This window comes from Halomonas binhaiensis, assembly GCF_008329985.2.
Lineage (GTDB): Bacteria > Pseudomonadota > Gammaproteobacteria > Pseudomonadales > Halomonadaceae > Halomonas > Halomonas binhaiensis.
The window spans coordinates 3,735,530-3,749,366 of the sequence record NZ_CP038437.2; the positions used below are offsets into that span (position 1 = coordinate 3,735,530).

At 59.9% G+C, this 13,837-nt stretch carries 12 protein-coding genes; 7 read left to right on the top strand and 5 right to left on the bottom strand.

The annotated features are described in order from the left end of the window. Positions 1–299: 299 nt before the first annotated feature. Positions 300–1,634 (bottom strand): class-II fumarase/aspartase family protein, encoded by a 1,335-nt coding sequence (locus E4T21_RS16365; protein ID WP_149286063.1) that lies wholly within the window; start codon positions 1,632–1,634, stop codon positions 300–302. A 117-nt stretch (positions 1,635–1,751) separates the two neighbouring features. Here E4T21_RS16365 and E4T21_RS16370 point away from each other — a divergent pair, with 117 nt between their 5' ends. The 5 genes from E4T21_RS16370 (at position 1,752) to E4T21_RS16390 (ending at position 7,183) form a co-directional block, all read left to right on the top strand. Continuing rightward, a complete protein-coding gene (locus tag E4T21_RS16370; RefSeq protein ID WP_149286064.1) occupies positions 1,752–2,537 on the top strand; it encodes an IclR family transcriptional regulator domain-containing protein in 786 nt (261 codons plus the stop codon). A 139-nt stretch (positions 2,538–2,676) separates the two neighbouring features. Then, on the top strand, positions 2,677–3,456 hold the full coding sequence (locus tag E4T21_RS16375) for an IclR family transcriptional regulator (RefSeq protein WP_149286065.1): 780 nt from the start codon (positions 2,677–2,679) through the stop codon (positions 3,454–3,456). Between the two features lie 7 nt (positions 3,457–3,463). After that, positions 3,464–4,417, top strand: coding sequence for an AEC family transporter (locus E4T21_RS16380; protein WP_149286066.1), 954 nt, complete (start codon positions 3,464–3,466; stop codon positions 4,415–4,417). Between the two features lie 134 nt (positions 4,418–4,551). Next, positions 4,552–6,339 (top strand): FAD-dependent oxidoreductase, encoded by a 1,788-nt coding sequence (locus E4T21_RS16385; RefSeq protein WP_149286067.1) that lies wholly within the window; start codon positions 4,552–4,554, stop codon positions 6,337–6,339. After that, positions 6,326–7,183, top strand: a complete 858-nt coding sequence (locus E4T21_RS16390) for a sugar phosphate isomerase/epimerase family protein (protein ID WP_205423404.1) — start codon at positions 6,326–6,328, stop codon at positions 7,181–7,183. The genes E4T21_RS16385 and E4T21_RS16390 overlap by 14 nt, the downstream gene beginning before the upstream one ends. Before the next feature lie 41 nt (positions 7,184–7,224). Here E4T21_RS16390 and E4T21_RS16395 read toward each other — a convergent pair whose 3' ends face one another. The 4 genes from E4T21_RS16395 to E4T21_RS16410 form a co-directional block, all read right to left on the bottom strand. Further along, the gene (locus E4T21_RS16395) at positions 7,225–8,280 is read right to left on the bottom strand and encodes a Gfo/Idh/MocA family protein (protein WP_149286069.1); all 1,056 of its coding nucleotides are present in this window, start codon (positions 8,278–8,280) and stop codon (positions 7,225–7,227) included. A 15-nt stretch (positions 8,281–8,295) separates the two neighbouring features. Then, positions 8,296–8,751, bottom strand: a complete 456-nt coding sequence (gene aroQ, locus E4T21_RS16400) for a type II 3-dehydroquinate dehydratase (protein WP_149286070.1) — start codon at positions 8,749–8,751, stop codon at positions 8,296–8,298. Then, on the bottom strand, positions 8,748–9,614 hold the full coding sequence (locus E4T21_RS16405) for a shikimate dehydrogenase family protein (protein WP_149286071.1): 867 nt from the start codon (positions 9,612–9,614) through the stop codon (positions 8,748–8,750). Before E4T21_RS16405 ends, aroQ begins: the two co-directional genes overlap by 4 nt. Before the next feature lie 84 nt (positions 9,615–9,698). Then, on the bottom strand, positions 9,699–11,558 hold the full coding sequence (locus tag E4T21_RS16410) for a bifunctional sugar phosphate isomerase/epimerase/4-hydroxyphenylpyruvate dioxygenase family protein (protein ID WP_187775026.1): 1,860 nt from the start codon (positions 11,556–11,558) through the stop codon (positions 9,699–9,701). 629 nt (positions 11,559–12,187) lie between these two features. Between E4T21_RS16410 and E4T21_RS16415 the strand changes: the two genes are divergently transcribed. Further along, positions 12,188–13,255, top strand: a complete 1,068-nt coding sequence (locus tag E4T21_RS16415; RefSeq protein WP_149286072.1) for a tripartite tricarboxylate transporter substrate binding protein — start codon at positions 12,188–12,190, stop codon at positions 13,253–13,255. Positions 13,256–13,348: 93 nt separating this feature from the next. Further along, positions 13,349–13,825, top strand: coding sequence for a tripartite tricarboxylate transporter TctB family protein (locus tag E4T21_RS16420; protein ID WP_149286073.1), 477 nt, complete (start codon positions 13,349–13,351; stop codon positions 13,823–13,825). The last annotated feature ends 12 nt before the right edge of the window (positions 13,826–13,837 follow it).

The following is a 13,837-nucleotide window of genomic DNA, read 5'->3' on the forward strand; positions in this document are numbered from 1 at the left end:
GCCTCAACCGAGCCGCAAGCGTGGGAACCGCAAGAAAAAGCCGGAAAAATCGCGCCATTGAGAAAGACCAGCGATAAAAAAAGCGGCGTCTTTCGACGCCGCTTTTTTAGACCAAAGTATGATTTTTTGAGAAAGGACAGAATGAAAAGTAGATACTAAACAGCAGAACTTAGGAAACGCTGCAAAAATCGACGAGCATGCTCAAACGCAAGGCGCCCGGAGCACAGGAACCGGAGCCTATGGGGTATAGGTGAGGATTCCGAGCACAGAGTAACGCAGTGATTGAGCTGCGCAGACATTTATGCAGCGTTTCCCATCAACCACTCCATGGCACGCCGTACCTGCTCCCTACTCGTGCCCACATACCCGGCAGGATCCGTAGCCTGCAACAATGCCTGATGATCGACCTTGCCCAACACCTCGGGATGACTCGCCAGCACGTCGGCATAGGACTTACCGCTCAAGCGGGCGCTTTCGGCAGCTTCAGCACTGATGCGCTTGGCAGCGTCCACTCCCAGGGCAGGTGTCAGTATCCGGGATACCGGCTCCGCCATGATGCCGCCTCCCGTCACGGCCAGGTTGCGCTGCATGGCGGCGGGGTTGACTTCCAATCCTTCGAGTAGCACCACGGTCTGCTCCAGGGCCCCTTCCAGCAGCAGCAGGCTGTCGATCAAGGGAGCCCATTCGGCATGCCACTCCCCCAGACCACGTTCAAGCGGCTGAGCCACGGCATTGAGCAGCACGCTGGCCTGGCCATGAACCTGGCGGGCAGCGCCACGGATCAGCGCACAGCGCACCGGGTTACGCTTGTGCGGCATGGAAGACGATTCGCCCATGCCTGGCGCCGATGGTTCTGCGACCTCCCCGATTTCCGTCTGCGTCAGCAGAGCGACATCCAGGGCCAGCTTTTCCGCTGCACCGGCTACCGCATCAATGGCAGTGCCCAGCGCGTGGATGGGCTGGCGGTCGGTATGCCAGGGCAACACGGCAGTATCCAATTCCAGTCGCTCGGCGAGGGCATCCATGAATGCCAGCCCTTGCTCATCCCAACCGGAATGCACCCCTACGGCACCACCAAACTGCACGGGTAGCTCTACTGCTGCCAGGCGTCGACGCGCTTGTTCCAGCCCGATGGCCCAATGCGCCACCTTGACCCCAAAGGTGATCGGCAAGGCCTGCTGCATCAGTGTGCGCCCTACCATGACCGTCTGTTCGTGGTCACGCATCAGCTCGATGGCCGCAGCACGGCAGCGCAGCAGCAGTTGATCCACCGCGCTCAAGCGTGGCTTGACCAGCAACATCAAGGCGCTGTCGACGACATCCTGGCTTGTTGCTCCCTGGTGAAAGTAGCGCTTGATATCGGCGGGCAGTGCACCACGTGCCTGCTTGACGAAGGGAATGGCTGCATTGCCTCCCGTGGCAATGCCTGCGGCAATGGCCTCGGCATCAAAGTCATGGGCTTCGAGCACCTGGCGCAGTTGCTGGCTGACACCTTCCGGTACGGCACCACGGGCTTGCTGCACATCGGCCAGCGCCAGTTCAAATGCCAGCATGGCCCTGATCATGGCCTGGGCGTTGCTCTCGCTCACGGCATGCTGACTCATGAAAGGGTGTTGCAGTAACGCTGCTGACATATCGTTGGCTCCGGCGGGATAAGACGAAAGACCGATTGTCGCACAAGTGTTCGCAATTCGAACACTGTGCTAGATTTATGAGGAAAACTCACTTCTACATCATGAGATGGAACGACGATGACATCAGAGCAAGAGACGCTCAGCCCCGACGACAGGGATTTCGTAACGGCCCTGGCCAGTGGCCTGGAAGTCATCCTGACCTTCGACAATGAGCATCCCCGCATGACCCTGAGTGAAGTCGCCAGCCGTACCGGCATGAACCGTGCCCGGGCCCGACGCTTCCTGCTCACTCTGCATGCCCTGGGTTACGTACGCAAACAGCAGCGCTACTTTGAGCTGGCACCCCGGGTCCTCCAGCTTGGCTACTCGTTCCTTTCCGCCAACGGTTATCGTAGCGTGATCCAGCAGGTGCTGGAGGACATCACCGCCCAGTGCGGAGAATCGTCATCCCTGGGTGCACTGGATGGCGACGATGTCATCTACGTGGCACGTTCCTCTGCCCCGCACCGCTTGATGGCCATCACCCTTTCCGTGGGAACCCGTCTGCCAGCGGCCCACACCTCCATGGGCCGTGTGCTGCTCGCCCAACTGCCCGATGATCAGCTCGACGCCTATCTCCAGCGGGTCCAGCTGGAACACCATACGGACAAGAGCATCACTGATCCGGCCCAGCTCAAGCAATGCCTGCTCAAGGTGCGCCAGCAGGGTTATGCCATTGCCGACCAGGAACTCGACCCCGGCCTGCGCTCCGTGGCCATCCCGGCTTTCGATGCCAATGGCAAACTGCTTGGCGCCATCAACATCAGTACCAATGCTGCCCGCGTGAGCTTCGACACCCTGGTGAAGGACTATCTGCCCCTGCTGCTCGAGAAAGGTCGTGAAATTCGCGCCTCGATCAGTTGAGCATGAGCCTCTCGCAATGACGTCAGGATGCATTTTTTGAACAGAATTCTAAAATAGTGTGTAGTTCAAGGATCGACAAGTTCAAATCACTGCTCACATATTCTGTTCAGTCACATATTCCGTATAGCGAGACATCACCATGGCCGGCAGCCTGATCGAACGCACCCTCAGGGTACTCGAAGCCCTTTCCACCGATGCCGATGGCCTGCCATTGCTGGTGGTCGCCGAACGCTTGGACATCCCCAAGAGCGCGGCTCACCGCATCTGCAATGAACTGATTCGCCTGGGGCATGTGCGCCAGGACCCGATCAGTCAGCGCTACAAGCTCACTACCAAGCTGGTCGGGCTGGGCTTGCGCTATCTCTCCAGCACGGGCGCTCCCGATATCGTGCAACCGGTGCTCGATCAACTGGCCCAGAGAAGCGGTGAGCTGGTACGTCTGTCGGTCATTGAAGGTCCTCGCCTGACCTGGATCGCCAAGGCCCAGGGCGCGCGCAGCGGACTGGTCTACGATCCGGACATGGGCAAGGAAGCCCCGCTGTTCTGTACCGCCAGTGGCCACGCCTGGCTGGCCGCGCTCAGTGACGCGGACGCCGAGGCCATGCTCGATGCCCAGGGCCTGGAAACCGATCATCCCGTGGGACCCAATGCGCCACGCAGCAAGCAAGAGGTCTTCGAGCATCTGAGTCAGGCTCGCCAGCGCGGCTATAGCTGGGCTCAGGACATCATGGGCCCTGGCACCGCGGCCATGGCGGCGTTGATTCGCCATCCACGAGACGGACATCCGCAGGGCGTACTGAGTATCGCGGGTCCCAGCGTACGCCTGGATGCAGCCCGGGTAGAGGAACTTGGCCCGGAGCTCATGAATGCCGCGGCAGAAATTTCCCAGGCCACACCGACATCACGCCTGTTCACCTGAGGCCTTCATGCTCGATATCGTCGCCATCACCGCGCCGATCTTCCTGATCATCGGCGCCGGATACCTGGCCATGGCCAGTCGCCTGCTCAACCGAGAGCAGATTCAGGGCATTGGCACCTTCGTACTCTATTTCGCCCTGCCGGCGCTGGTGATTCGAGCACTGACCCAGAACCCTCTCAGCGACGTCATCCAACCCAGCTATCTACTGGCTTATGGGCTGGGTTCATTGCTGGTCTTCAGCCTGGCCCTGGTGGTTTCACTGACACTGCGCCGCAAGTCGCTCAGCGAAAGCGCCCTGCTGTCCCTTGGCATGTCGGCCTCCAACAGTGGCTTCATCGGCTATCCGCTGGCGGCCACCGTACTTGGCGCCTCGCCTGCCGCCATCTTTCTGGCACTGAACATGGTGGTCGAAAACCTGCTCATCATTCCTGCCGCCCTGATCCTCGCCGAAGCCGGTCGCCAGAGTGGCGCAAGCATTTTGACCGTGGCCCGCAAGACCTGCGTGCGCCTGGTGCGCAACCCCATCCTGATCGGCCTGGCCGTTGGCCTGGCACTGGCCACATCGGAAATCTCGCTACCCGGCCCTCTGGTTCAGGTCATCGACATGCTGGCCAATGCTTCCGGCCCTGCGGCGCTGTTCGTCATTGGCGGCACGCTCTATGGGCTCAAGGTCGGCGGCATGGTCAACGATGTCGGTCAGATCGTTATCGGCAAGCTGCTGCTGCACCCTCTGGCTGTGCTCCTGCTGTTCATGCTGCAGCCTCCGGTGGATCCAGTGTGGATTGCCGGCGCCCTGCTGTTCGCCTGCAGTCCCATGATCAGTGTCTATCCCTTGCTCGGCCGCCGCTACGGCATGGCAGAAGTCGGCGCAGCCGCCCTGATGGTCGGTACGCTGAGCGCCTTCTTCACGCTGAGTGCCGCGATCTGGCTGATGCACCACTACGGCCTGCTGCCAGACTGATACGCCTTTCTCCAGTCATCCCTGATGTTGGTCTGACACCAGCCCTCTGTCAGGGATGACTACACATATGGGCTTATTGCAAATACTGGAACCTTGTTCTAGATTTGTTGCTTAGCCTGTTAATGAGATCTTCCATGCCTGACACTCAGCATCACTTCGACCTGGTCATCATCGGCTCCGGGGCTGCAGGCCTCTCCGCCGCAGTTACCGCCGCCTATCATGGGCTCAAGGTCGTGGTGGTGGAAAAGGCCAGCACCCTGGGCGGTGCCACGGCCTGGTCCGGGGGATGGATGTGGGTGCCACGCAACTTCCTGGCGCGTGATGCAGGCATTCACGAGGATGCCGCCACCATACGCACCTATCTGCGTCATGAGCTGGGGGAACGCTACGATCCAGCCCGTATTGATGCCTTCCTCGAATATGCCCCGCGCATGGTGGAGTTCTTCCACCACAAGACGGCTCTCAAGTTTGCCGGCGGCAATGCCATCGCCGATATTCACGGCAACACACCGGGCGCCGGAACCGGCGGCCGTTCGGTCATTGCCGCCCCCTTCGATGGCCGCGAGCTATCCCGGGAAACGCTGAACAAGCTGCGCCACACCATGCCGGAGACAGCATTCCTCGGCATGCCCATCCAGGCGGGAGCGGACCTGAAGGCCTTTCTCACCTGCATGCGCTCGGCCACATCGTTGTGGCATGTCAGCAAGCGTTTCACCCGTCATCTCTACGATCTGGCTCGCTACGGACGCGCCATGCAACTGGTCAATGGGGTGGCCCTGGTTGGCCGCCTGGCCAAGTCCGCGGAGGAGCTTGGCGTGGACATGCGCGTCAACTCCCCCGCCATACGTCTGCTCAAGGAGGATCACCACAACGGCGCCAAGGTCAGCGGCGTGGTGATCGACAGCCCGGAAGGCGAACAGACACTGCATGCCCGCTGTGGTGTCATCCTCGCCGCCGGTGGTTTTCCCTGGGATATCGAACGCCGTCGAGCGCTGTTTCCACGCACGCCAAGCGGCAAGGAACACTGGCCCTTGCCGCCCCCCTCGACCACTGGCGACGGCCTGCGCCTGGGCGAGTCGGCTGGTGGCCAGGTCGCGGACGATCTTTACTCAGCGGTCGCCTGGGCCCCCGTTTCGCTGGTGCCCTGGAAGTCATCGGCTCAAGACAAGATTCATGGCAGGGGCAGACAGCAAGAACGTATCGGTCACTTTCCGCACATCATCGACCGCGCCAAACCCGGCATCATCGCGGTACTCAGCAACGGCAAACGCTTCGTCAATGAAGCGGGTGGCTATTACGACTATGTCGACGCCATGATCAAGGCAGTGCCGGAAGGTGAGGAAGTGTGCTCGTGGCTGATCTGTACACACCGCTTCCAGCGCCGCTATGGCATCGGCATCACCCGGCCGGCGCCTGTGCCCTTCAAGCACTGGATCAAGAAAGGTTATCTCAAGGCAGGCAACAGCCTGCGCGAACTGGCTGCCGCCTGCGCCATCGACCCCGATGGCCTGGAAGCCACCGTGGCCGAATACAACCGCCACGCGGTACAGGGCGAAGACCCGCAGTTCGGCCGAGGCAGCACCCCTTATAACCGCAAGAACGGTGACCCCAAGCATGGCCCCAACCCATGCGTGGCGGCACTGGACGAAGGTCCCTTTTATGCCATCAAGGTGGTGCCTGGCAGCTTTGGCACTTTTGCTGGCCTCAAGACCAATGAACACGCCCAGGTGCTCGATGCACAGGCAGCCCCCATTACCGGCCTGTATGCCGCGGGCACGGACATGGCCAGCATCATGGGGGGCTATTACCCCGCAGGAGGCATCAACCTCGGCCCAGCCATGACCTTCGGCCATATCGCAGCCTTGCATGCCATTCGCCAGACCTTAGCCACCCGCACTGAAGATGCCCATGACTGCCGCTAACCCGTCCCATTCACCACGACAGTTTTCCCTGGCCGCTCTGACCGTGCTGGAGCTGTCTCCGCCGGATATGATCGAAGTGGCCGCCCAGGCGGGTTATGACGCCGTCGGCCTGCGCCTGATACCAGCGACAGCTGAAGAACACCACTTCCCTCTGGCCAGTGATGCTGGACTGCTCAGACGTACCCGACAGCGCCTCAGCGAAACCGACATCAAGGTGCTGGATATCGAGATTCTGCGACTCAAGCCCGATACCCGGGTCGAGCAGGATTTTCAGCATATTCTGGAGATAGGCGCAGAGCTTGGCGCCAGCGAAGTGCTGGTGGCGGGCAACGATGACGATGAAGCGCGCATGAGCGACCATTTCGCCGCGCTATGTGACATCGCCCGGCCTCTCGGGCTGCATCCGCATCTGGAGTTCATGCCCTGGACGGGGGTCAAAGACCTGGCCCAGGCCCGGCGCATCGTTGCTAGCGCCCGGAACGCCGGTCACGACAACGCCTGCTTGCTGGTCGATGCCTTCCACTTCAACCGTTCGGCCAGCCAGCTCGATGACTTGCGCCAGACACCTGATGAATGGCTGCGTTATATGCAGCTATGTGATGTCGTCGGCGCGATCCCTGACAGCATGGAGCAGATCCTGTTCGAAGCACGCCAGCAACGCTGCTTTCCCGGAGATGGCGATATCGACCTGAGACGTCTGCTGAACACCCTGCCACGCAGCCTGCCACTGAGCCTGGAAATTCCCACCGAGGCCTTGCGCCAGCAAGGTGTCAGCGCGCTAGAGCGAGCGCAGCGAGCATTGGAGAAAGCCAGAGTCGTGGTGGCCCGCACCGGGGATGCATAAGCACCGGGGGTACATAAACCCAGGACAGGCCCCCCTACACCCTACAACATCTCCTTCACCGCCACTCTGCGCCCTTCCCTGGCGGCCTTTTCCACTGCCAGGGTGGCGGCCAGGGTCATGACACCTTCGCGAGCATCGATCACCGGCCTTGCCTCACCGCGAGCCACGGCCACGAAGTGTTCGAGCTGCTCGGTGTAGCAGCGGGTGCGCGGTGGCTGCATGCGTTTCTGCACCAGTTCGCCGCGCCAGTCTGCGCCTTCGGAGTGTTGCCAGAGCGACATGCCGGGCACGCTCAGGCTGCCCTTCTGGCCACCGATGACATAGCAGTCACTGGGATAATGCGGGAAGTTGGGTGATTGCCCGGAGGCCACGTCCCACATGAAGGGGGAAGGCACTGCGTCACTCCCGACGAAGCTGCCGACGGCACCATTCTCGAAAGCCATGACCACAGCGAAGCTGTCTTCCACGTCAAAGCCACGAGCCTGGTTGGAAGTGACAGCCTGGACGCTTTCGATCTCACCGCACAGATAGCGCAGGATATCGATTTCATGAATCAGGTTGATCAGGATCGGGCCACCCCCGGCCTCGCGGCGCCAGGCCTGGTCGAAATAGTCATCATGCTTGCGACACAGCCACATGCCATTGAGCGCTACCAAGGGGCCCAGCTCACCGGCTTGAATCGCTCGCCGAGCTTCCACCATATCCGGGCTATGACGACGATGATGACCGACCAGCACCGGCACGCCGGCTCTTTCACTGGCCTCGGCCAGCGCCACTCCGGAGCCAAGCGTATCGGCGATCGGCTTCTCCATCAGCGTCGGCAGGCCACGGTCGATACAGGCCAGACCCGCTTCCAGGTGCAACGCATTGGGCAGGGCCACAATGACGGCATCCAGCCCACCACTATCGAGCATCTCATAGTAGTCGGCATGACACGGCACCCCTTGCTGTAGCGCAAACTCCCTGCCAGCCTCGGTGACATCGGCAATCGCTACCAGGCGGGTGTTGGGCGAGGCATTGACCAGAGCGACATGCTCACGGCCGATGACACCGGCCCCCATCACACCAATACGTAATGGAGAAGAACGTTCTGACATCTTGCCTCCAGAGGATTACCGGGATGAAGCCGCCTTGGCCTTGATCAACGCATCCAGGGCTGCCTGATATCCTTGCGTTCCCAGACCAGCAATCACGCCATTGGCGCGCAACGACACATAGGAATGGTGACGGAAGCTCTCGCGCTGGTGCACGTTGGAAATATGCACTTCGTAGACCGTACCCTCGAAGGCGTTGAGCGCATCGAGAATGGCCACCGAAGTATGGGTATAGGCGGCTGGATTGATGATGATGGCACCGGTGCCGTCCAGACGAGCCGCGTGAATGGCATCGATCAGCACGCCTTCATGGTTGCTCTGCAGGCAGTCGATGTCCCAGTCCGCCTGTACTGCCTTCTCACGCAGCGCGTTGTTGACGTCATCCAGGGTCTCGTAGCCATAGATTTCCGGCTGGCGGGTGCCCAGCAGATTGAGATTGGGTCCATGCAGTACCAGCACCTTGCCCTGACTCATGCGTCTTTCTCCTTCAGCAGTTCACGACGATAGTGAGCGAACAGAGTAGCAGCCTGAGCGTCGGCAGCGGAGCGCTTGTCCTGATCTTCACAGAACAGCTTGAAGGCATCGACGCCCTGGAACACGAACAGGCTGACACCACTCATGATGGCGGCACCGGCAACCTGGGCGGCAGCAACGAATTCGGTGACGGCCGGCACATAGACCGCATCGAATATCCAATGCTTCGCAGTGACCAGTTCCCTGGGCAGCGGGCAGCCGGGGCTCTTTTCATGACCGATGGGGGTGCAGTTGACCAACCCATCGCACTCGGGCACCACCTCGGCGACCTGCTCCGCATGAATGATCGAGGCCTTGAAGCCATGGGCACCAAGTTCATCGGCCAGCCGCTGCGACTTGCTGTCATCGAGATCCATCAGAACGATTTCCGTTGCGCCCAGGCTGGCCAGGCCAAAGGCAACTGCCTTGCCCACGCCGCCGGTGCCCAGTTGCAGCACCCGACCCGGTCGACGCTCGCCCAGGGTCGCACGAAAGCCGCTCATGAAGCCGGTGAAGTCGGTATTTTCGGCAATGATCTCGCCTTGCTCGAACACCAGGGTGTTGGCAGAACCGACCATGCTGGCTCCCTGGGAGGGCCGGGTCGCCAGCGTTACCGCGTCTTCCTTCCAAGGAAAAGTGACATTGACCCCACGATAGCCCTCCGCGATGACCTTGCGCACCTGGCTTTCCAGCGTTTCGATGGGCTGCTCGTTGGCATCGAAAAGATCATAGGTGGCAGGAATACCGGTCAGTTGGCCAAGCCTGACATGCAGGTCCGGCGAACTGGAATTCATGATGGCCTTGCCGATCAAACCAAGCTTCATCCTGATCTCCTGCTGTTCGTCGTTTTTTTGATCATCGTTTTTCTGTTCACCGCGATACGAATCATCACTTCACGAATCATCACTTCACGAAGCCTCGCGCCTGGCTGCCTGCGCCGCCAGGCGAATGCCGGCATTGGCCTCGCCGAACTGCTGGTAATGGCCGCGGCGCTCGACGATCTCGAAGAAGAAGCGCCCGAGGAAGGTCTCGGTATAGGCGTGGAAAAAATCACCCTCGTCATTGCGGTCGAAAAGAATGTTGCGCGAGCGCATCGCGTCCAGTAGCTCGGCATCGAGATCGAAGCGAGCTTCCAGGTCGTCGTAGTAGTTCTGTGGAATCTTCAGCAGTGGCAGCCCGCGGGCTTGGAATTCATCCACGCTGGCAAAGATGTCACGGCTGGCAAAGGCGATCTGCTGCACGCCTCCGCGAAACTCACTGAGGAAACGTCCGGGCTGGGTTTCCTGCACCTGGGACACGGTAAGCGGCAGGCGGATGCTGCGATCCGGGCTGATCACCGCCTGGCTGACCATCATGCCGTGCGGATCGACCATTTCATGCTCACTCGCCGCGCCAAAACCGAACACCGTATGGTGGAACAGTTTCCAGCTCAGCAGTTGAGTCGCTGGCAGCACATAGGACAGATGATCGATGCACACCAGACCGGCCTCATCACGACTTTCCTGATCGAACAGCTCAAAGTCAGTGCGCCATTGCAGGTCGGAGGCGGCATTATCGTCCACCAGATAGACCAGACTGCCTTCGATGCCTCGCAAGGCAGGAATCTCCATCTCGCCTTCGCCAACATGGCCGCGGAACTGAGGAGCCTTGAAGGCACGAGCCCGCTCCAGAGCCTGGGCCACATCATCGACCCGAAACCCTACCGCACACACGGAAGTACCGTGCAGTAGCCGGAAGGTGTGGGCGAAGCTGTCGGTCTCGAAGTTGAGCACCAGGTGAATATCGCCCTGCTTCCACAGTTCGACATTCTTGGAGCGATGGCGACCGACATGGCGAAAGCCCAGCGCATCGATGAACTCCCCCAGGGGAGCGGCGCTATCTTCATCGAGCGTGAACTCAATGAAATGCACGCCACGGTAATTGGGAGTGGCAGGCAGCGTCTTCGACCAGGGAGCTCCCTCCACCAGGCTTTCCAGCAGGATCAGGGAACGCAGCCCATCCAGTGCGGTGATCTCGGTCGGTGCCGCGCGGAAGGCATCACTGAAGATCTCCAGCGACAACGGACCGTCATAACCGGTCTTGGCCAGCTCGGTCATGAACGCCTTGAGCGGCATTCGCCCCTGCCCGGGGAAGCAGCGGAAGTGACGGCTCCACTGCAATACATCCATGTCCAGCAGCGGGGCATCCGCCAACTGGACAAAGAAGATCTTGTCCTTGGGAATCCGGCCAATTGCCGACAGGTCGCTATTGCGTGACAGGATATGAAAGCTGTCGAGCACCAGCCCCAGATGGGGATGATCGGCTCGCCGCACGACTTCCCAGGCATCACGGTAATCGGCGATGTGGCGCCCCCAGGCCAATGCCTCGAAGCCAATGCGAATATTGCGCTTGGCCGCCCGCTCGGCCAGCTCGCGCAGATCAGCCACTGCCTGATCCATGTCATCACTGGCCTGGGGGGAGACATTGCTGCATACCAGCAGGAAGTCGGTTCCCAGCTGTTCCATCACATCGAACTTGCGTTCGGCCCGCTGCAGGTTACGACTGCGACCGGGCTCTGGCATGCCTTCGAAATCGCGAAACGGCTGAAAGGCGACAATCGTCAGCCCCAGCCGCTCACACAATTGGCGGACTTCCTCAGGCGAGCCATCGAAGGACAGCAGATCGTTCTCGAAGATTTCCACCCCTTCGAAGCCTGCACGGGCGATGGCTTCCAGCTTGGTTCTCAGGTCGCCGCTCAGGCATACCGTGGCAATGGCACGCATTGTCATCCTCCAGGCTCCCTAGCCCATCATGCTGTGTCGAACAAACAGTACAGTGTCGAACAGTGCTGTATCGGACCCTACAGAGTAGAAAATATGGTCCCGAACGCTTCATCAAGCACTGTCTAATTCTAGAACATGGTTCCAATGTTCGCATTGCGACCTATTGAAACGCAATACGAACAAAGTAGAAGACGTGTTCAGCCACGCATGGCCAATCACTCATGGCAAAAAAGTACAAAGGCCTGTACAGAGAGTATGAAAGAGAATCCAGCCTGAAAGAGCACACCTTGTGTGCCAGCTACTATTGATCTGTCAGATTATCTTTGTCCGTCAGGCCATCGCCATTTCTCGGTCACGTTCTCCACCAGAAGGACACTCTGGAATAACAGAATGGAGAACCGATCAGGAGAGCCGGCCTGGTGACTCGCAGAGGAGACATTCGAGCCCAGCCTGCGCTGAGGGATTAAACATTGGTATAAGATAGCGGACCGCATCGTTGACACTTTTGGAACCAGATTCTAGTGTTCGCTATAAGAACATGTCGTTCGAACAGCGAACACAACCTGATCACCCTTGTTGCACACCCTTTTTCTGTCTTGGCCACCGCCAGAACAACAACTCCCGGAGGACACTTCATGTTCAAGCCTCTCGTCACCTCCATTGCCATCGCTGCCGGCACTCTGGCCTTTGCTGGCAACGCCTTTGCTGAATACCCGGATCGCAACATTCAGGGCACCATCCAATGGGGAGCCGGCGGCGCAACCGATAACGTCGTGCGCAGCCTGACACCCTATGTAGAAGACATTCTGGGCACCACTATCGTCTTGACCAACCGCCCGGGCGGTACCGGCGTGATCGGCATGAACCATGTCATGCGCCAGCGCCCCGACGGCTACAACCTGCTGTTCGGTGCAGAAAACCCTGAGCTCTACCAACTGATGGGGCTGGCTGACTTCTCCTACGATGACATGCAGCCGATCAACATCATCGCCCAGGGCCTGGTGGTGATAGCTGCACCGGCGGATAGTCCGTTCGACAGCCTTTCTGACCTGCTCGACTATGCCCACGAGCATCCCGGCGAGCTACGCATGGGTGGCACCGGCGCTGGCGGCCTGCCGAGCACGGTTCATGCCATGATCAACGCCGTGGATGAACTGGATGTACGCACCGTGACCTTCGGCGGCGACGGCCCCGGCATTACCGCCATGATGGGCGATCATATCGACTTCATGCCCTTGAGCCTGGCCGCGGCCGGCGAGCAGATTCGCGGTGGCAAGATGAAAGGCCTCGCCGTGCTGACCAAGGAAGAAATCGATGCCCTGCCGGGCGTGCCGCCGATCACCGAGGCGCTGCCGGATATCGCGGACTTCCTGCCATGGGGACCGTTCTGGGGCGTTTTCGTACGTAAGGAAACCCCGCAAGACGTGGTCGGCGTACTGCAGGATGCCTACCAGCAGGCGGTGGCCAGCGATGAGTTCACCCGCTTCCTGCGTGACTATGGCGCCGAGCCGCTCAACCTGAATGGTGATGAAGCCCAGCAATACCTGGATAACTGGCAGTCCGTCACCGCTTGGTCCATGTACGACGCTGATCCAGATAGCCTCAAGGCTACCCCTGAAGAACTGGAGATTCCGCGCCCAGCCGCTGCCAAGACTAAAGCGGCCGCTGAGGACGAAGCCGAATCCGAAGCCGCTGCGGAATAAGCGTTTCCATAACGCCTTTTCACGACGACGTTTCTCAACGATATCTCATGATCACCACGGGGGAGGCACCACGCCTCCCCTGGGAGCTTTTAGATGAGCAAGCACATCGAGCGTGTCCAGCCCGGTGAAAAGATATTTGACTGGCTGCTGCTGCTGCTGAGCATCGGCATTCTGTTCGAGGCCTTCCGCATCGATGGCGGACTCAAGCTCAATTCCGCCGGGTCCTTTCCGGTAGGGCTGGGCCTGGTGATGCTGGCTTCTTCTCTCGCCATCCTGTTCAGCCACCGTTATAAGCGGCGCGCGGAACATCTGCACAATGCTGCTGAAGAATTCCGGGCCTTCATTCGCGACCACTTCAAGCCTTATATCGTGGTATTCAGCGTTGCCGCCATTCTCTATCTGGCCGCTATCGTCTGGTTCAGCTTCTACCTCAGCACTGCTGTCTTTCTGGCCGCCATGTTCATCTTCCTGCGCCGGGGCAAGATCATCAGTTCTTTGGTCATCACCGCCTTGGCGACCGGGGTGATCTATGCCCTGTTCACCCTGGTATTCCGTGTCTACCTGCCCTGACATTCGAGGCAT

Coding starts and splice junctions, on each gene's coding strand:
- E4T21_RS16365 (WP_149286063.1), bottom strand. CDS start 1,634: ATGTCAGCAGCGTTACTGCAACACCCTTTCATGAGTCAGCATGCCGTG.
- E4T21_RS16370 (WP_149286064.1), top strand. CDS start 1,752: ATGACATCAGAGCAAGAGACGCTCAGCCCCGACGACAGGGATTTCGTA.
- E4T21_RS16375 (WP_149286065.1), top strand. CDS start 2,677: ATGGCCGGCAGCCTGATCGAACGCACCCTCAGGGTACTCGAAGCCCTT.
- E4T21_RS16380 (WP_149286066.1), top strand. CDS start 3,464: ATGCTCGATATCGTCGCCATCACCGCGCCGATCTTCCTGATCATCGGC.
- E4T21_RS16385 (WP_149286067.1), top strand. CDS start 4,552: ATGCCTGACACTCAGCATCACTTCGACCTGGTCATCATCGGCTCCGGG.
- E4T21_RS16390 (WP_205423404.1), top strand. CDS start 6,326: ATGACTGCCGCTAACCCGTCCCATTCACCACGACAGTTTTCCCTGGCC.
- E4T21_RS16395 (WP_149286069.1), bottom strand. CDS start 8,280: ATGTCAGAACGTTCTTCTCCATTACGTATTGGTGTGATGGGGGCCGGT.
- aroQ (WP_149286070.1), bottom strand. CDS start 8,751: ATGAGTCAGGGCAAGGTGCTGGTACTGCATGGACCCAATCTCAATCTG.
- E4T21_RS16405 (WP_149286071.1), bottom strand. CDS start 9,614: ATGAAGCTTGGTTTGATCGGCAAGGCCATCATGAATTCCAGTTCGCCG.
- E4T21_RS16410 (WP_187775026.1), bottom strand. CDS start 11,558: ATGACAATGCGTGCCATTGCCACGGTATGCCTGAGCGGCGACCTGAGA.
- E4T21_RS16415 (WP_149286072.1), top strand. CDS start 12,188: ATGTTCAAGCCTCTCGTCACCTCCATTGCCATCGCTGCCGGCACTCTG.
- E4T21_RS16420 (WP_149286073.1), top strand. CDS start 13,349: ATGAGCAAGCACATCGAGCGTGTCCAGCCCGGTGAAAAGATATTTGAC.